This is a genomic window from Methanoculleus caldifontis (assembly GCF_032842345.1).
Classification (GTDB): Archaea; Halobacteriota; Methanomicrobia; order Methanomicrobiales; family Methanoculleaceae; genus Methanoculleus; species Methanoculleus caldifontis.
The window spans coordinates 496,617-511,873 of record NZ_WBKO01000002.1 but is presented as its reverse complement, the minus strand read 5'-3'; the positions used below and the strand labels follow the sequence as shown (position 1 = coordinate 511,873).

At 64.3% G+C, this 15,257-nt stretch carries 15 protein-coding genes; 9 read left to right on the top strand and 6 right to left on the bottom strand.

Going from position 1 to position 15,257, the window contains the following annotated elements:
• Window positions 1-7: 7 nt before the first annotated feature.
• A complete protein-coding gene (locus tag F8E02_RS11365; RefSeq protein WP_317065699.1) occupies window positions 8-340 on the bottom strand; it encodes an ABC transporter permease in 333 nt (110 codons plus the stop codon).
• 46 nt (window positions 341-386) lie between these two features.
• On the opposite strand from F8E02_RS11365, the gene larB reads away from it, so the two are divergent.
• The 5 genes from larB (at window position 387) to F8E02_RS11340 (ending at window position 5,259) form a co-directional block, all read left to right on the top strand.
• The gene (larB, locus tag F8E02_RS11360; protein WP_317065698.1) at window positions 387-1,160 is read left to right on the top strand and encodes a nickel pincer cofactor biosynthesis protein LarB; all 774 of its coding nucleotides are present in this window, start codon (window positions 387-389) and stop codon (window positions 1,158-1,160) included.
• Window positions 1,157-1,663, top strand: a complete 507-nt coding sequence (locus F8E02_RS11355) for a nicotinamide-nucleotide adenylyltransferase (RefSeq protein ID WP_317065697.1) — start codon at window positions 1,157-1,159, stop codon at window positions 1,661-1,663. Before larB ends, F8E02_RS11355 begins: the two co-directional genes overlap by 4 nt.
• 44 nt (window positions 1,664-1,707) lie before the next feature.
• Window positions 1,708-3,009, top strand: a complete 1,302-nt coding sequence (locus F8E02_RS11350; protein ID WP_317065696.1) for a hypothetical protein — start codon at window positions 1,708-1,710, stop codon at window positions 3,007-3,009.
• Window positions 3,010-3,091: 82 nt separating this feature from the next.
• Window positions 3,092-3,925 carry a hypothetical protein gene (locus F8E02_RS11345; protein WP_317065695.1) on the top strand — a complete coding sequence of 278 codons (834 nt, stop codon included), beginning with the start codon at window positions 3,092-3,094 and terminating at the stop codon, window positions 3,923-3,925.
• Window positions 3,922-5,259, top strand: a complete 1,338-nt coding sequence (locus tag F8E02_RS11340) for an MATE family efflux transporter (RefSeq protein ID WP_317065694.1) — start codon at window positions 3,922-3,924, stop codon at window positions 5,257-5,259. The genes F8E02_RS11345 and F8E02_RS11340 overlap by 4 nt, the downstream gene beginning before the upstream one ends.
• A 448-nt stretch (window positions 5,260-5,707) precedes the next feature.
• Here the strand turns inward: F8E02_RS11340 and F8E02_RS11335 are convergent, their stop codons facing one another.
• Both F8E02_RS11335 and F8E02_RS11330 read right to left on the bottom strand, forming a co-directional pair.
• Window positions 5,708-6,028, bottom strand: a complete 321-nt coding sequence (locus tag F8E02_RS11335; protein ID WP_317065693.1) for a hypothetical protein — start codon at window positions 6,026-6,028, stop codon at window positions 5,708-5,710.
• 112 nt (window positions 6,029-6,140) lie between these two features.
• The gene (locus F8E02_RS11330; protein WP_317065691.1) at window positions 6,141-7,310 is read right to left on the bottom strand and encodes a redox-regulated ATPase YchF; all 1,170 of its coding nucleotides are present in this window, start codon (window positions 7,308-7,310) and stop codon (window positions 6,141-6,143) included.
• A gap of 154 nt (window positions 7,311-7,464) precedes the next feature.
• On the opposite strand from F8E02_RS11330, the gene F8E02_RS11325 reads away from it, so the two are divergent.
• A complete protein-coding gene (locus F8E02_RS11325) occupies window positions 7,465-8,055 on the top strand; it encodes a pyruvate kinase alpha/beta domain-containing protein (protein WP_317065690.1) in 591 nt (196 codons plus the stop codon).
• Window positions 8,056-8,057: 2 nt separating this feature from the next.
• Entirely contained in the window at window positions 8,058-8,894 is an 837-nt protein-coding gene (locus F8E02_RS11320; RefSeq protein ID WP_317065689.1) for a DUF7847 domain-containing protein, read from the top strand.
• 391 nt (window positions 8,895-9,285) lie between these two features.
• Here F8E02_RS11320 and F8E02_RS11315 read toward each other — a convergent pair whose 3' ends face one another.
• Window positions 9,286-10,482: a DUF92 domain-containing protein gene (locus tag F8E02_RS11315; protein WP_317065688.1), complete on the bottom strand. Its 1,197-nt coding sequence runs from the start codon at window positions 10,480-10,482 to the stop codon at window positions 9,286-9,288.
• A 196-nt stretch (window positions 10,483-10,678) separates the two neighbouring features.
• Between F8E02_RS11315 and F8E02_RS11310 the strand changes: the two genes are divergently transcribed.
• Window positions 10,679-13,273: a valine--tRNA ligase gene (locus F8E02_RS11310; RefSeq protein WP_317065686.1), complete on the top strand. Its 2,595-nt coding sequence runs from the start codon at window positions 10,679-10,681 to the stop codon at window positions 13,271-13,273.
• Here F8E02_RS11310 and tmk read toward each other — a convergent pair.
• Together tmk and F8E02_RS11300 are read right to left on the bottom strand one after the other, a co-directional pair.
• Entirely contained in the window at window positions 13,230-13,847 is a 618-nt protein-coding gene (gene tmk / locus F8E02_RS11305) for a dTMP kinase (RefSeq protein WP_317065685.1), read from the bottom strand. The two genes, F8E02_RS11310 and tmk, sit on opposite strands and share 44 nt — an antisense overlap.
• The gene (locus tag F8E02_RS11300) at window positions 13,838-14,521 is read right to left on the bottom strand and encodes a HisA/HisF-related TIM barrel protein (protein ID WP_317065684.1); all 684 of its coding nucleotides are present in this window, start codon (window positions 14,519-14,521) and stop codon (window positions 13,838-13,840) included. Before F8E02_RS11300 ends, tmk begins: the two co-directional genes overlap by 10 nt.
• Window positions 14,522-14,565: 44 nt before the next feature.
• Here F8E02_RS11300 and F8E02_RS11295 point away from each other — a divergent pair, with 44 nt between their 5' ends.
• Window positions 14,566-15,255: a (5-formylfuran-3-yl)methyl phosphate synthase gene (locus F8E02_RS11295; RefSeq protein WP_317065683.1), complete on the top strand. Its 690-nt coding sequence runs from the start codon at window positions 14,566-14,568 to the stop codon at window positions 15,253-15,255.
• Window positions 15,256-15,257: the final 2 nt, after the last annotated feature.

The window sequence follows — 15,257 nt, the reverse complement described above, 5'->3', positions numbered from 1 at the left end:
TCCTGAATTAAAGTCTCTTGCGCGAACCCTTATCTTTTGTGCGCTCCGCCCTGCCGAAGAAGCGCTCCGCGGTGCCTTCGCCGTGCCAGACGTTCTCCCGGTCCACCCGGCCCTGGAGGTAGAGACCGAGCAGGACCAGGCCGAGGCCGAGAAGCTCCCAGCCTTCGGCAGACGCGGTGACGAAGTAGCCGAGCAGGGTGATTGCCGTGCAGGGTACCCCCCAGTAGGCTGCCTTCCGGTAGCCGGCCAGGCCGGTACGGTAGAAGATCCGCAGGTCGCGGAGCCACAGGAAAACGGTGACGGCAACGCCGAACCCTGCGACGTAGACAAGGTAGGACATGAGATGAAGTAATATTATACTTCCACTCCTATTTTTGTTGCGAGACATGCTGCCGAATGCCACCATCAAGGACATCCTCCGGATGTATCGTAACGGCGAGGTATCTGAGGACGAGGCGGCGGAGGCCCTCGAAGGCCTCCGCATCGAAGTGATCGACGGCATGGCCCGGATCGACACCGGGCGGAACGTGCGTTGCGGGATGCCGGAGGTGGTGCTCGCCGAGGGAAAGGAGCCCGCGGCCTTTGCGGCGATCATGCTCGCGCAGGTGAAGGCGGCCAGTCGGTGCGTCGCCACAAGGGTCTCGCCGGAGCACCTCGTCGCCCTTCAGGCCCGGTTGCCGCCGGACGTCAGGATGGAGCACCGGAAAGCGGCGCGGGCCGTCATCCTCTCGACGGGCGGCGAGCCCGGCCCGCGGGTCGGGACCGTCGCCATCCTCACGGCAGGGACCTCCGATATCCCCGTCGCCGAGGAGGCGAGGCTGATCGCCGAGGAGATGGGATGTGAGGTCAGGACCGCATACGACGTCGGGGTGGCGGGGATCCACCGCCTCTTCTCGGCGCTCAAGGATGTGATACCGGCGGACGTCTTCATCGTGGCGGCCGGGCGGGAAGGGACGCTCCCCGCGATCGTCGCGGGATTGGTCGACCGCCCGGTGATCGGTGTCCCCGTGAGCACCGGCTACGGTTACATGGGCGGCGGCGAAGCGGCGCTTGCGAGCATGCTCCAGGCCTGCTCGGTGCTTGCGGTCGTGAACATCGATGCCGGGTTCACGGCAGGCGCGTTTGCCGCGCAGATCGCCCGCGGGGGCGGCCGGCGATGAGCCGGGGGTTCTACATCGGGCGGTTCCAGCCCTACCACAACGGCCACCAGTCGGTGCTGGAGCGGATAGCCTGCTTTGCCGACGAGATCGTCATCGGGGTGGGGAGCGCCCAGGTCTCCCACACCGTGGCGAATCCGTTTACGGCCGGGGAACGGGTGCTGATGCTCACCCGGTCGCTCGCCGATCTCGACTGCCCCTTCTACGTCATCCCGATCGAGGACGTCCAGCGCAACGCCCTCTGGGTTGCCCACGTCCGGGCGATGACCCCGCCGTTCGATACGGTCTACTCATCGAACCCGCTCGTCATGCAGCTCTTCGCCGAGGCAGGGGTCGACGTCCAGTCGCCCGACATGTACGAGCGGCTGACGCACTCCGGCACCGTCATCCGACAGCGGATGCTCGACGGCGAACCCTGGGAGCACCTGGTCCCTCCCGCCGTGGTGGACGTCATCCGGGAGATCCACGGTGTGGAGCGCCTCCAGCGGATCGCGGGGAGCGACTGATGGGCGGAACCCTGATGGGGACGGCCGCCGTATCTGGGTGAACCATGTTCAGGCAACTGCGAGATCTCTTCCGGCGGACCGAGCCGGTGGAGGAGAGCCTGGAGCTCTCCTTCGACAGCCTCCCCGCATGGCTGGACGGTCGCGAGGCGGAGACCGAGAACGGTCTCCTGGTCGCGACGGAACCGTCGCGGGAGGCTGTCCGCGTCGCGCTTGAGAGCCTCCGCGATCTCGTCGCCCGCATGGAGACGGCGGAGGGAGCGGAGGAGCTCCCTCCCCGCCTCCGCGATGTATCGAAGAAAGCACTTCCGGGCTTTACGAAGTCCATGGCGCAGCTCCTCGCCCGCGAACCTTCCGGCGACCCCGAGGCCTTCTACACTACTGCCGCCGAGATCCTGAAGAACGTGATCCGGGCGGTGAAAGGGCAGGGGAAGTACCTCTCCGCCCTCTACCCCAACGAGATGAAGGAGGTGCGCGCCGCCGTCAGGGATCTCGGCAGAGAGGTCAACACGATGACGGAGGCGATCGCCCGCGCCCGGGCGGACCGGCAGAAGGTGGGAACCGCCCGGGAGGCGTATGCATCCCTTGTCCGGATCCGCGGGGAGTACCCGGCCGCCTCCGCCAGGGTGCAGGCGCACGGGACGGCGCTTGAGGACGCTGAGAGGGGGATCGAGGAGACTGAAGAGAACCTTGCCGCTCTCAGGGCGCGCCCCGATTACGCCCGGTTGCAGGAGACCGATGAGCGGATCCGGGACCTCGACGCCGCGAGCGAAGAGGCCGGGCGGGAACTCGCGGCCCTGCGGGCCTCCGCCGTCCACGTCTTCAGGAAGGCCGAGAAGGTGGCCGCAAGGACGAAGGATGCCGGGGCGGCGGCAGCGATCGGCAGGGCTCTCAACGCCTGCACCGGCAGCCTCACGGACGGCCGGGAGGACCCGGCCGGGCTGACCGGGGCGGCCATGCCGGCAATCCTCTCCATGATCGGGCGGGGGGACCTTGTCCTCAAGAACCAGGATGAGGTCCGCTTCTTCTCTGACCCCGGCACCCTCCCCGCCGCGATGCGACGGGCCCTGGACCGGGAGCAGGAGATCGCCGGCCGGCGCGCGGCGTTGCAGGAGAGCCGCGCCGCGCTCCCGGCCGTGGTCGAGGAGGAGCGTCTGGCGGCACGGCTCTCGGAGGTGCGGCGGGAGCGCGAGGCGGCGGCCGCCGCGAAGAGCCGGGCGGAGAGCCAGCAGCAGGCGCTGCAGGCCTCGTATGCCGCGGAGTGCGAGCGGCTCCGCTCCGCTGCGGCCGCTATTGCGGGCCGGAGCGTGGAGGTTGAGGTCCCCGACCTCCTTCCCCGGTCTTCCTGACCCTGATGGTCGGGAGCAGATGCAGCAAGGCAAAGGGAAATCCTGTTTATCCCCTGCGCACAAACACTTACACGAATAACCGATGACGACAGACGCCGACAGATCCGGGCCCGCGCAACGCCTCTGGATAGCAGTTCCTGCAGTCTCGTTCGGGGGTATCGGGATTGGGGTGCTGCTGTCCCTCGCCGGCCTTCTAACCACCGACTGGGCAGGCATCGCAGGGTGCGTGATTGGCTCGTGCATTCTCTTCTACCAGGCATACCTCAAACCCCGCAGGGATATCGTCTCGCTCTTTACGCCGCTCTATGCATTTCTCATCTTCATCGTCCCGAACGACTTCAGTTCCGGGCCGATCGTTCAGACATTTTACGCGGTGACGATCACGTTCCTTGCAGTGCGAGTCGAAAGGTTGTTTAATGCGCCCAAAGCAGAGAAGAAAACCATGAAACAGATACTGAATGAATATATCGGCCGGATCGGACCGGTCCTCGCCGTGATCGATGAGGAGACCGGCCACCAGATCGCGCAGGCCCTGCTGACCTATAAGTTCGGGCTTTATGGGAGCGCAGCGGAGAAGAGCACGGCTGCACTTGCCAGGCTCGAGACGGTTACCCCGCGCCCCGTCGTGCTGGAACGGGCTCTCCTGATCCTCCGGGAGCGTGCCGGCGACTTCGCCGACTCCCGCGTGACGGCAAACCCCGTGCATACCTTCCTTCCGGGAGACTACGACGACCTCGCCATCCGCCTCAGCCCGGACCAGATCGAGGACCCGGCAGCGCTCGATCTCGACAACGCGCTGGTCCTGCTCTACGCAGTCGGGATAGAGACCTCTCCGGACGATGAGCAGGCACTGGAGGAGCACCAGCGGTTCGTCTTCCAGATCCTGGACGCTTACAAGGAAAAACTGGCTGAATGAGCGAACTGACGGAAGGGGACCTCTTTCGGGGTCTCCTCATCGTAGCGGCGCCGATCGTGGCCGGGAACTTCCTGCAGAGCGGCCTTGAGCTGGTCGATCTCTTCTTCGTCGGCCGGCTGGGAAAGGAGGCCATCGCCGGCGTCGCCATGAGCACCTCGGTCGTCATGGTGCTGATGACGATCATCATCGGGATCGTCACTGCAAACACTGCCTTCGTCTCGCGCCATTACGGGGCGAAGGAGTACGATATCGCGGCGAAGGGGATCTCGCACACCCTCATCCTCGGCCTCGTCTTCTCGATCGCCCTCAGCATCGTGGGCATCCTCTTTGCCGAAGACCTGCTCCTCCTCCTCGGCGCCGAACCGGCCGTCGCCCTGCTCGGCGCTTCCTACCTGAAGGTCCTCTTTACCGGCAGCGTGACGCTGGTCGAGCTCTGGGTGATCAACTCAACATTTCAGAGTTGCGGCGACGCCATCACCCCCATGCTCCTCGTGGTCTTTGCAAACATCCTCAATATCGTCCTCGACCCGCTCCTCATCTTCGGCTACGGAGCGGTCCCCGCCTTAGGCGTCGCGGGGGCGGCATATGCCACCATCCTCTCGCGGAGCGCGGCGTTCGTCGTGGCGTTCGGCCTGCTCCTCTCGGGGAGGTCGCCGGTCCCCTTCTCGCTCCGGACGAAGTTTGAGTTCCCGCTCGCCTGGAGGCTTATCCGGGTCGCCGTCCCGAACTCCATCCAGTCCGGGCTCCGGAGCGTCACGTTCCTTGCGATGATGGCAGTCGTCGCTGTCTTCGGGACCACGGCCCTCTCCGCCTACGGCATCGTCGGCAGGCTCGAACTGGTCGCGCTCATGCCGGGGTTCGGTATCGCGACGGCGACGGCCGTGATCGTCGGCCAGAACCTCGGCGCCAGAAAGCCCGAACGGGCGGAAGCAGGGGTGCGGCTCTCCGCGCTCATAAACGGCGGGTTCATGGCGCTTGTCGGCGCGGTCTTCTACTTCGCCGGGCCTGCGATCATCGAGGTCTTCGACCCGAGCGGCGAGAGTACGGCGATCGGCATGTCGTATATGCAGACGGTCGCGCCGTTCTACGTCCTTCTCGCCGTCGCGATCATCCTCGGCTTCGCGCTCAACGGAGCGGGGGACACGAAGAGGCCGATGTATGCCACCCTCGTCTCGATGGCCCTCATCCAGGTGCCGCTCGCGTGCATCCTCCCCGGTCTCCTCGGTATCGGGATCGTCGGGGTCTGGCTCGCGGTGGTCTGCGGGGTCACCCTCCAGGCAGGCATCCTCTTCTCAATGTACCGCGGCGGGGCCTGGAAGGCCACGGCGATCTGACGGGGGAATCCTTCCGTCCCCCCTTTCGCACCCGGTATCTCGCACCTACGGTGCTCAGACTCCATACGGCGTTGCATCACGCGAAGGCGCGAAGGCCGCGAAGAGGAGCATTAACAACTCTGTAAAATTCGCATTCTTCGCGGCTTCGCGTGAGATGGTCATTTCTTCGCGTGAGATGGTCATTTATGAGCAGTGCTACAGCCTCACGCGAAGGTGCGAAGCCGCGAAGAATGGTAGATGAGTGTGTAACTCCTTTTCGAAGCCTGACGGCTTCTCTCACTCCGCTTCTGATGGAGCCTCGTGGCTCGCACCTTCCGTGCTCACGCTCGCTATGCTCGCACTTCGCATGAGACTGCGTGTTTAAGCTTTGATGTTCTGAAAATCCTAAGCACCAGTTCGGCTATCAGATAGACCGGTAAATCTGATGCCTCTCCCGGCGTCAAAAAAATCAGAGCGAGTCCAGGCTGATCCCGCTGAACTCGTCCGCGGCCGCGTTGATATCCTTCACACCGAACGCGGTCTGGACCGTGGCGAGTTCGAGGTCGCGCGCCACGTCGCACATATAGTCGAGGAGATCGACGGAGAGTTCCCGCTTCTGCTTTGATTTGCGGAGCTGGTCCACGAGGAACGCCATCCGTTCGGGGGACTCCATCCGGAGTTTGGCGAGGCTCATCACGCACATGTAGATCCGGGTCAGGTTCCGGTCCGGTCCGGTGATCGTCTCGAAGAAGTTCCGGAGGACCTGCGCCTGGTAGACCTCGCCGCTCATGGTGATCGAGTATCTTCCGATCCAGTATTAATGTCTGCCGATATCTCTCCGTCCGTGTGGGGGCGCCCGCCCGCCGTACTCCGCCCGGCGGGGAAGCGGTCGCCCATGGGGCTCATTTGCGGACGCTGACGATCTTGATGATGTCGCCGTTCTTCAGCTCGTGAGTATCCTTGACCCGCATCCCGGTCTTCGCATCGATGGCATACAGGAACCCTTCGCCGATATCGGTGTGGACCTGGAAGGCAAGGTCGCGGGGGGTCGAGCCGCGTTTCATCAGGAACGCGTCGGGAAGCACCCTGCCCTTCCCGTCGGTGAGTTTGTTCTCGTCCTCGACCGGGAAGACGACGATCCGGTCGAGAAGTTCGAATATCGCGGCATCGAGCGCCTTCTGGACACCGGTGCCGCCGAACACCTGCATGAAGTCCGCAATCTTCTGCAGCCCGGCGCGCTGCGCGGCGCTGAGCTTCGCCTCAGGGCTCACGGTGAAACTCGTATCTCCGGGAAGGTAATTGATGAACTTCCCTTCAGCGGCCATGCGGATGGCGAGTTCTCCCGCCGCGCTCGCAAAGATGACGTCGTGCGCTGCGAGCCTATCAAGGCACTCCTTCGGGGCCTGGTCGGCCTTGTTCCCGACGATCAGCATCGGTTTGCTGATGAGCATCAGCTCCCGGCAGAACCGGATCAGATCCTCCTCCCCGGCGGTCCGGAGTTCTATCCCGACCGCATCCGTGGCGTCGCGGATGTGCTCGTAGGTTACGCCGAGCCCGGCGAAGACCTCCGCTATCGCGGCAGCGAGGGAGAAGTCCCTTGCCTGGGCCTGCCGCAGGAGCTTCGCCCAGTTCCGCGAGAGGATGCCGTACATCCACATCGACATCTCGTACTGGAGAAACTCGATGTCCTTCACGGGGTCGCGCGAACCGATATCGATCGGGTTCCCCTCGGCATCCGTCGAGCCGCTCGCATCGACGACCTGGAGGATCGCGTCCGCCTGCCGGAGGTTATCGAGGAACTGGTTCCCAAGCCCTCTCCCCAGGTGCGCCTCCGGGACAAGCCCGGCGACGTCGATCAGCCCGACCGGGATGAATCTGACCCCTTCGCGGCAGTTCTCGCACGGGACGTTCATCTCCCGGCAGGGACAGGCGGTCCTGACATATGCGACGCCGTGGTTGGCGTCGATCGTCGTGAACGGGTAGTTGGCAATCTCCGCCTGGGCCAGGGTCGCTGCCCTGAAGAATGTCGACTTCCCGCAGTTGGGTTTTCCTGCAATGGCCAGTGTGATCATGAGAACTCCTCGTGTTATCGTTCGGTTGAGAGTAGTGTTTGGGCCATTCACCATTTATCTCCTTCTTTCCCCGGTGCCCGCCACACCCCTCTTTAAAATCGCCGGGCGCCGCCGGAACGGGGGATTCAATTAGAAGCAACAACAACATGACTGCATGGGCTTCGTAGCCAGAAAGACCTATTATTTCGATGCCCCGGGCGCCGAGAACACTTCCGACGCCGCCCGGTTCGCCGTCGAGCGGGCGCAGGAGCTCGGCCTCGAGAAGATCGTGGTCGCGAGTTCCGGCGGCCGGACGGCGCTTGCGTTCCTCGATGCCATGAAGGGGACGGACCTCAAACTGGTCGTCGTCACCCACGTCGTCGGGTTCACGCGGCCCGGCGAGTGGGAGTTCTCGCCGGAGGCGGCCGCAACCCTCCGCGAGGCGGGGGCGACGATCGTCACCGGCACGCACGCGCTCTCCGGGCTTGAGCGGGCGATCTCCCGGTCGCAGAGACTCGGCGGGAGTTCCCGGACCGAGGCGATCGCTGAGGCGCTGCGGCGGATCGTCGCGATAGGCCTGAAGGTCGCGGTGGAGTGCGTCCTCATCGCGGCGGACCAGGGTGCGGTCGGCGTCGACGAAGAGGTGATCGCGGTGGGAGGCACTGCAACCGGCGCCGACACCGTCTGCGTCATCCGGCCGGCGCATACCGCGTCGTTCTTTGACCTCCAGGTCCGCGAGATCGTGGCAATGCCGAGAGTCCGGTGATCATGACGCTCCAATCGCTCACCGGTGCCGCCGCGCTCCTCCGGCGGCACCCCATCCTCTGGTCGGTCGGCCTCGTCATGGGCGCCCTTGCCGTCCTCGATATCGTCGTCCCCGCCTACGGTGGGGCATTCTACACGCAGCCGCTGGCGTTCCTGCAGGTCCTCTTGGTGCCGTTCCTGGCCGGGGGGGTCTACGGCACGATCCGGTCGGAGGACTTCTCGTTCGCGGAGTTCGCCCGGTCGGGCCGCACCCACTACTTCCGGATCCTCCTGCCCGCGCTGCTCATAGCCTTCGCGGTCCTCCTGACGACCATCCTGCTCGCCGTCCCGCTCGCGTTCCTCGGAGCCGGTGCCGCGGCAAGCATGGTGCCGCTCCTCTTCGGGGTGGTCCTCTCGATCGTCTTCTTCACGTTCTTCTACGACACCGTGGCGGTCTTTGAGGAGACGAACGTCTTTGAGTCGATCCGCCGGAGCATCGAGTTCGTCATGAACAACATCGGCGGTGTCCTCGTCTTCTACCTCACAAACATCGCCGTCCTCGCGGTCATCGGGCTTGTAGGCATCTTCGCCTGGACCGCGCTGCTCGTGGAAAGGCTCGAACCGCTCACCCTGATGAGTCAGGAAGAGCTCCAGACGGTTATGCCGGAGGATATCCTCGCCCTCATCGGGATGGAAGGGATCTGGATCACCGCGGCCGTCTATGCCGTCGTGATCGTCGTCTACTCGGCCTTCCTCTACACCTACAAGGCGAGTTTCTTCAAGAACCATGCCTCCGGCGGCGGCGGCGCGCCCGTGATGCAGGGCGAGTACGACGAGAAGGGCCGCTGGTATAAGTACTGAGATGTGGTGCTCCGGGCCAGGCACTACATCCTTTTTTTTACGCCCGGTTTCGGGTGTTCTCCTCTTTCTACAGTCAATCCTTCTTCGAGGGGTCGCGCCTGAACCTGCTGATGCTCAGACCCATCTGGTCCCCTTCGCGGGCTTCGCGGCTTCGCGTGAGTTATCGGTATCGGCAGTAGAGAGGCCTCACGCGAAGCCGCGAAGCCGCGAAATGCGCGAATGAGGGCATAAAATCCCGGAACATCGTCTGAGAGGTAAACCAGCCTCAAACGATTCTCCGATAGAAAACGAGCCCGATCACCGCGGGGTGCGGCGAACCATCCGCCGGGACCCCTGCTAATAAAAGTATGGGGCTGCCTTCGAGTGCGGCGCCAGCCATGAGAGCGTCCCCTTACGCCAGCAGATAGATCCCCATCCCCGCGACCCCGCCGAAGAACGTGGCCGCGAGGTTCGTGCCGGAGTTCCCTATCCTGCCGCTGTTCTCGAGCGTCGCGCCGACCAGGCTGTCGACGTTGGTGCCGATGAAGCCGGCGATGATCGTGACGACGACCATCCAGGGGTCGGCGACGCCCATCGCCCATGCGGCGGCGGCGACGAGGACGGACGCGACGATGGCGGCCGCCTCGCCCCGGAGAGTCACCCCGCCGTTCGTCCCCCGCGGCACCGGCCGGAGCGTCGTGATCAGGTAGGGGGTCTTCCCCGTGACCCCGATCTCGCTTGCCGCGGTATCGGCCGCGGCGGAGGCGACGCTCCCCATGAAGAGCGCGACGAAGGCCGGGTGCCCGGTGACGCCGAAGAGGACGGCAGCGGCGGTCGCCACCAGACCGTTTGCAAAGACGTTGAAGTAGCCGCGCACGCCGCCGTGCTCCTGGGCGACGCCGAGCTGCTCTTTCTCCCCGTAACGGTACCGGGTGGCCCCGGCGCCGATGATGAAGAAGGTGAGCATGATCAGGAACCACCGGACGTCCGCAAAGACGATCAGGATGATGCCGATCATCGCGCCCGAGAAGAGGCCGCTGACGTCGGCCACCCGGAGCCGGTAGGAGGAGTAGCCGAACCCGAAGGCTATCGCGGCCGCAGCGGCGAGGATGGTCAGGTCGACCTCGAAGTTGAGTTCCTCAAAGAGGAACATGGTCATCGCCACCCCGAGCGCCTCGATCATCAGGGCATCGTCCCGTCCCCTGAGGGCCGCCCGGAGCAGCACCGCGACGACTACGCCCATCACGACGACGAGCGGCGCGGTGTACTGGAGATAGAGCATCACCGCGAGCGAGACGCCGATGGCGGCGATCAGGTGATACAGGTACGAGACCGGCCTTGCCCCCGTCAGACGGAACGCGACCTCGCCGATCACCACGATGCCGAGGGAGCAGGTGAAGACGAAGGTCGAGAGCCATCCAAGCCCGTAGAGCGCGGCGAGGGCGATGATCGAGAGCGATACATACCGCGTGTCCCGGATGAGGAAGAGGACGAGCGAGAACGGGATGAGGAGGAGTGTGAGCAGCCATGGCGGCTGGAGCAGGGGGGCGAGCGCTATCAAGGCGAGGGTGAGCGCCGATGCCAGAACCAACCCCTGCGGCTTATCCATTCATAGACCATTGGCGCTGCAGGAAGAAAGCCTTTAGGATCGGATTGCCGCCCCTCTCCGCCGCGTCTGTCGGAAAACCATCCCACAGGCGCTCTGCCGTAGCCGCGATCGCCACGCAGGCCACGGTATAACGGGCAGCCGGAAATCCCCGTCGAACAATATATTTCAGTGGAAAGAGAGAGATCGTACGCTGAAAATGTCGCCGTCACATCAACTACCCAAAAACTACGATATCGAAGAAGTGGAGAGGCGCTGGCAGAGTACCTGGCGGGATGAGGATAATTATTTCAATCCCGACTCGGAGAAACCCCGGTTCATCATCGACACGCCGCCGCCCTACCCCACCGGCAACTTCCATATCGGCAACGCCTTAAACTGGTGCTATATCGACTTCATCGCGCGGTATAAGCGCATGCGCGGTTACAACGTCATGTTCCCGCAGGGATGGGACTGCCACGGCCTCCCCACCGAGGTGAAGGTCGAGGAGACCTACGGGATCACCAAGAACGATGTGCCGCGGGAGAAGTTCAGGGAGATGTGCCGCGACCTCACGATCGGGAACATCGAGAAGATGCGGACGACCATGCGGCGGCTCGGCTTCTCGACCGACTGGAGCCACGAATACATCACCATGCTCCCGGAGTACTACCGGAAGACCCAGGCTTCGTTCCTGAAGATGCTCAAGGCCGGCGACATCTACCAGAGCGAGCATCCCGTGAACTTCTGCACCCGGTGCGAGACGGCCATCGCGTTCGCCGAGGTCAACTACGCTCCCCGGACGACCAAACTCAACTACTTCGACTTCGACGGCATCGAGATCGCCACCACCCGGCCCGAGCTCCTCGCTGCCTGCGTTGCGGTGGCGGTCCATCCCGGAGACGAGCGCTACCGCGGGCAGAAAGGTAAGAGGCTCACGGTCCCGATCTTCGGCCACCAGGTGCCGGTCATCGAGGACGCCGTGGTCGACCCGGCCTTCGGCAGCGGCGCGGTGATGATCTGTACGTTCGGGGACAAGACGGACGTCTACTGGTGGAAGCAGCACGGTCTCGAACTCCGGAAGGCCGTCGACCGGAAGGGCATCATGACCGCGACGGCTGCTCCCTATACCGGGATGACCTCGGAGGCCTGCAGGAAGGCGATCCTTGCCGATATGGAGAAGGCGGGGGTCCTGAAGCGGCAGGAGGAACTCGAACAGCGGGTGGGAACCTGCTGGCGGTGCAAGACCCCGATCGAGATCCTCTCGGAGCGCCAGTGGTTCGTGAAGGTCCACCAGGACCAGATCCTCGAGCAGGCAAGGAAGATCTCCTGGACGCCGGAGCATATGTTCATCCGGATGGAGAACTGGGCGAACTCGATGGAGTGGGACTGGTGCATCTCCCGGCAGCGGATCTTCGCGACCCCGATCCCGGTCTGGTTCTGTTCCGCCTGCGGCGAGATGGTCCTCCCTGCCGCAGAAGACCTCCCGATCGATCCGACCGTCGATAAGCCGAAAACCCCCTGCCCGAAGTGCGGCGCATCGGAGTTCGTCGGCGAGAAAGACGTTCTTGACACCTGGATGGACTCCTCGATATCGGTGCTCCACGTCACCGGGTGGGACGGGTCCGATGCGAAGCCCCCGCTCTTCCCGGCGCAGATCCGCCCCCAGGGCCACGACATCATACGGACCTGGGCGTTCTACACCATCCTGCGGGCGAACGCCCTGGCCGGCGGCCACCCATGGGACGAGATACTCGTCAACGGCATGGTGCTCGGGATAGACGGGTTCAAGATGAGCAAGAGCCGGAACAACATCATCTCCCCTGAAGAGATCGTCGTGCAGCACGGTGCGGACGCGCTCAGGCAGTGGGGTGCCGGGGGTGCCGCGACCGGCTCGGACATCATGTTCAACTGGAACGACGTCGTCGCCGCGTCCCGGTTCCAGACCAAGCTCTGGAACATCTTCAGGTTCGTCACGGGGCACCTGGAGTCCGGAGCGGGGGCAGCAGCGCCGGTGACGGAGCTCACCGACCGGTGGCTGCTCGTCCGGCTCTCCGAGACCGTCGCCGAGGTCACTGCCGCGATGGAGAGTTACCAGTTCGACCGGGCGCTCAGGGCGATCCGGGAGTTTGCCTGGAACACCCTCGCCGACGACTACATCGAGATAGCGAAGGGCCGCCTCTATGCCGAGGACGCAAGCAGGGCAAGCGCATGCAGCGCCCTCGCAACGACCATGGACGTCCTCTGCCGCCTCCTCGCCCCGATCATCCCCCACTTCGCCGAGGAGTGCTACCATAACCTCACCGGAAAGAGCGTGCACACGGAGGCCTGGCCGGAGTTCGCGTATGCCGACGACGAGGCAAAGCGCCACGGCGACCTCCTGGTGAAGACCGTCGCCGAACTCCGGCGCTACAAGCACGATAAGGGCATGGCGCTGAACGCGCCGCTCGGCCACGTGACGATCTATGCGCCCGAGCCGGTCGACGATGCCGGCGATGCGGGGCGGGCGCTCAATGCCGATGCCCACTGGTCCGCCGGCACGCCCCGGCTCGAGGAAGTCGTGGACGGCGTGGACTTCAACATGGCAATCATCGGCCCCTCGTTACGGAAACAGGCCCGTGGATTCATGGAGGCCGTTCAGGCCCTCCCGCCGGAACTGCTCAAGAACCCGCCGGCTACCGTCACGGTCGACGGTGCAGAGATCCCGGTCCCGGCAGGCTCCTTCGCGCCGAAGGTCGCCTACCGGGTTGCCGGAGAAGAAGTGGACGTCCTCACGCTCGGGGACGTGATCGTGACGATCGGACACCAGTCCTGATCTCGTCGGCGATAAACCCTGCAACTTCCTCTTTTTCGAGCAGGGCATCGACGACGACGAACCGTGTCGGGTCGGCCGCCGCGAGAGTCAGGTAATTTTCCTGCACCCGCGCGAGGATGCCGGCATTCTCGAAGTATTCTCTCTGTTTTTTAGGGTCGAGCCTTGATACGGCATCTTCTACCGGCAGGACCAGGAGGAACGTCCGGTCGGGCCTGACCGACCATCCGTCGTGGATCGCGCGGAGCCAGGGGAGCGGGTCGGGGAGGATGCCGTCGAGGACGACCGGCTGGTAGGCGAACCGCGAGTCGGAGTAGCGGTCAGAGATGACGAGCCTCCCTTCGTCCAGCGCGGGCCGGATCAGCGTATCGATATGGGCGGCATGGTCGGCGCAGAAGAGGAGCGCCTCGGTGATCGGGTCCATCCGCTCCGCAACCGCCCGCCGCACCGACTCGCCCACCCAGGTGGCGCCGGGCTCGCGGGTGAAGACCGGGTCAAGATCGGCGAGCAGTTCCCGGAGGCGGGCAAGGAGGGTGCTCTTGCCGCTCCCGTCGATCCCTTCTATCGTTACCAGCACGGGCGTCCCCTCCTGACCCACTCGAGCGGGACCGTACCCCGGTGGACGGCCGTCGCGATGATCGCCCCGTCGAACCCGGTGGCCTCGAGGAGGCGGATGTCGTCCACTCCGGCGACGCCGCCGCCGTAGATGAGGCGCCCGGGGTAGGAGGCCCGCATCTCCTCGAGGTCCTCCCGGGCGAGGCCCTGCTCCGTTCCTACGGCAGCGATATTGAGGATGATGCACCCCTCAAACGAGAACTCTGACGCCCGGGCCAGCATCTCCGCCGGCCGGATGCCCCAGGGGAGCACCCGGCCCCCTTTGATATCGATGCTGAGATACCCCTCCCGGTAGGCAGCGAGGTCTTCGATCGCCGCTGCGCCCGTCTCGGTGCCGATGACCGGCGTCACGTCGGCGACCGCGGCACACCCTGCGGGCGACCGGACGCCCCGGTCGAGGTAGCACCGCTCGACCATGGCGGCGCAACGCCTGACGAGGTCGTCCTGCGGCGTTCTGCCCTGGATGCTCTCGAGGTCCGCGATGTAGAGAAACCGGGGTCTTAAGGCGGCGAGATACGCCTCCGGTTCGGCCGAGGGGGAGAGCCCCCAGGTGAGCGGCCGGTAGCCGGCGCGCATCCCGGACTTCCCATGCACCACGAGGCCTCCTGCCAGATCGACTGCAAGAATCAGTTCCATGTCCTCAACGCAATCACTATTAGGGTGAAGGATCATTAATTTCTATGCAATTACTCGTCAGTCCGAGCAGCATTGAGGAGGCAAGAAGCTCGCTTTCCGCTGACATCATCGACGTAAAGAAACCCTCAGAAGGGTCGCTGGGTGCGAATTTTCCCTGGGTCATCCGGGAGATCAAGAAGATCGCCGGGAACAAGCCTGTCAGCGCTGCCATTGGGGACAATGAGTATAAGCCAGGAACTGCAGCTCTTTCTGCCTATGGCGCCGCTCATGCGGGTGCCGATTTCATCAAGGTCGGGCTGATGTTCGACGGGGCAGACCGTGCCCGCGACGTCATCGAGGCCGTGACGACGGCGGTGAAACAGGATTTTCCAGAAAAGCACGTCGTCATCGCTGCCTATGCCGATTTCGAGAGGATGGGGACGATCTCGCCCTTTGCTATCAGTCCGCTGGTCGCAGAAGCCGGTGCCGATCTCGCCATGATCGACACCGGGATCAAAGACGGGAAGAGTCTCTTTGATTTCATGAACGAGGAGAGCCTGACCCGGTTCACCGAACAGAACCGGCGACTCGGGCTGCAGACGGCCCTTGCGGGCTCGCTGAAGTTCGAGGATCTCGATGCCTTAAAGCGCATCGATCCCGAGATCATCGGCGTCCGGGGGATGGTCTGCGGAGGCGACCGGTCAACCCGGGTCCGGGCTGAACTGGTGGAGAAAGCAATGATGATGCTCAGGTGACG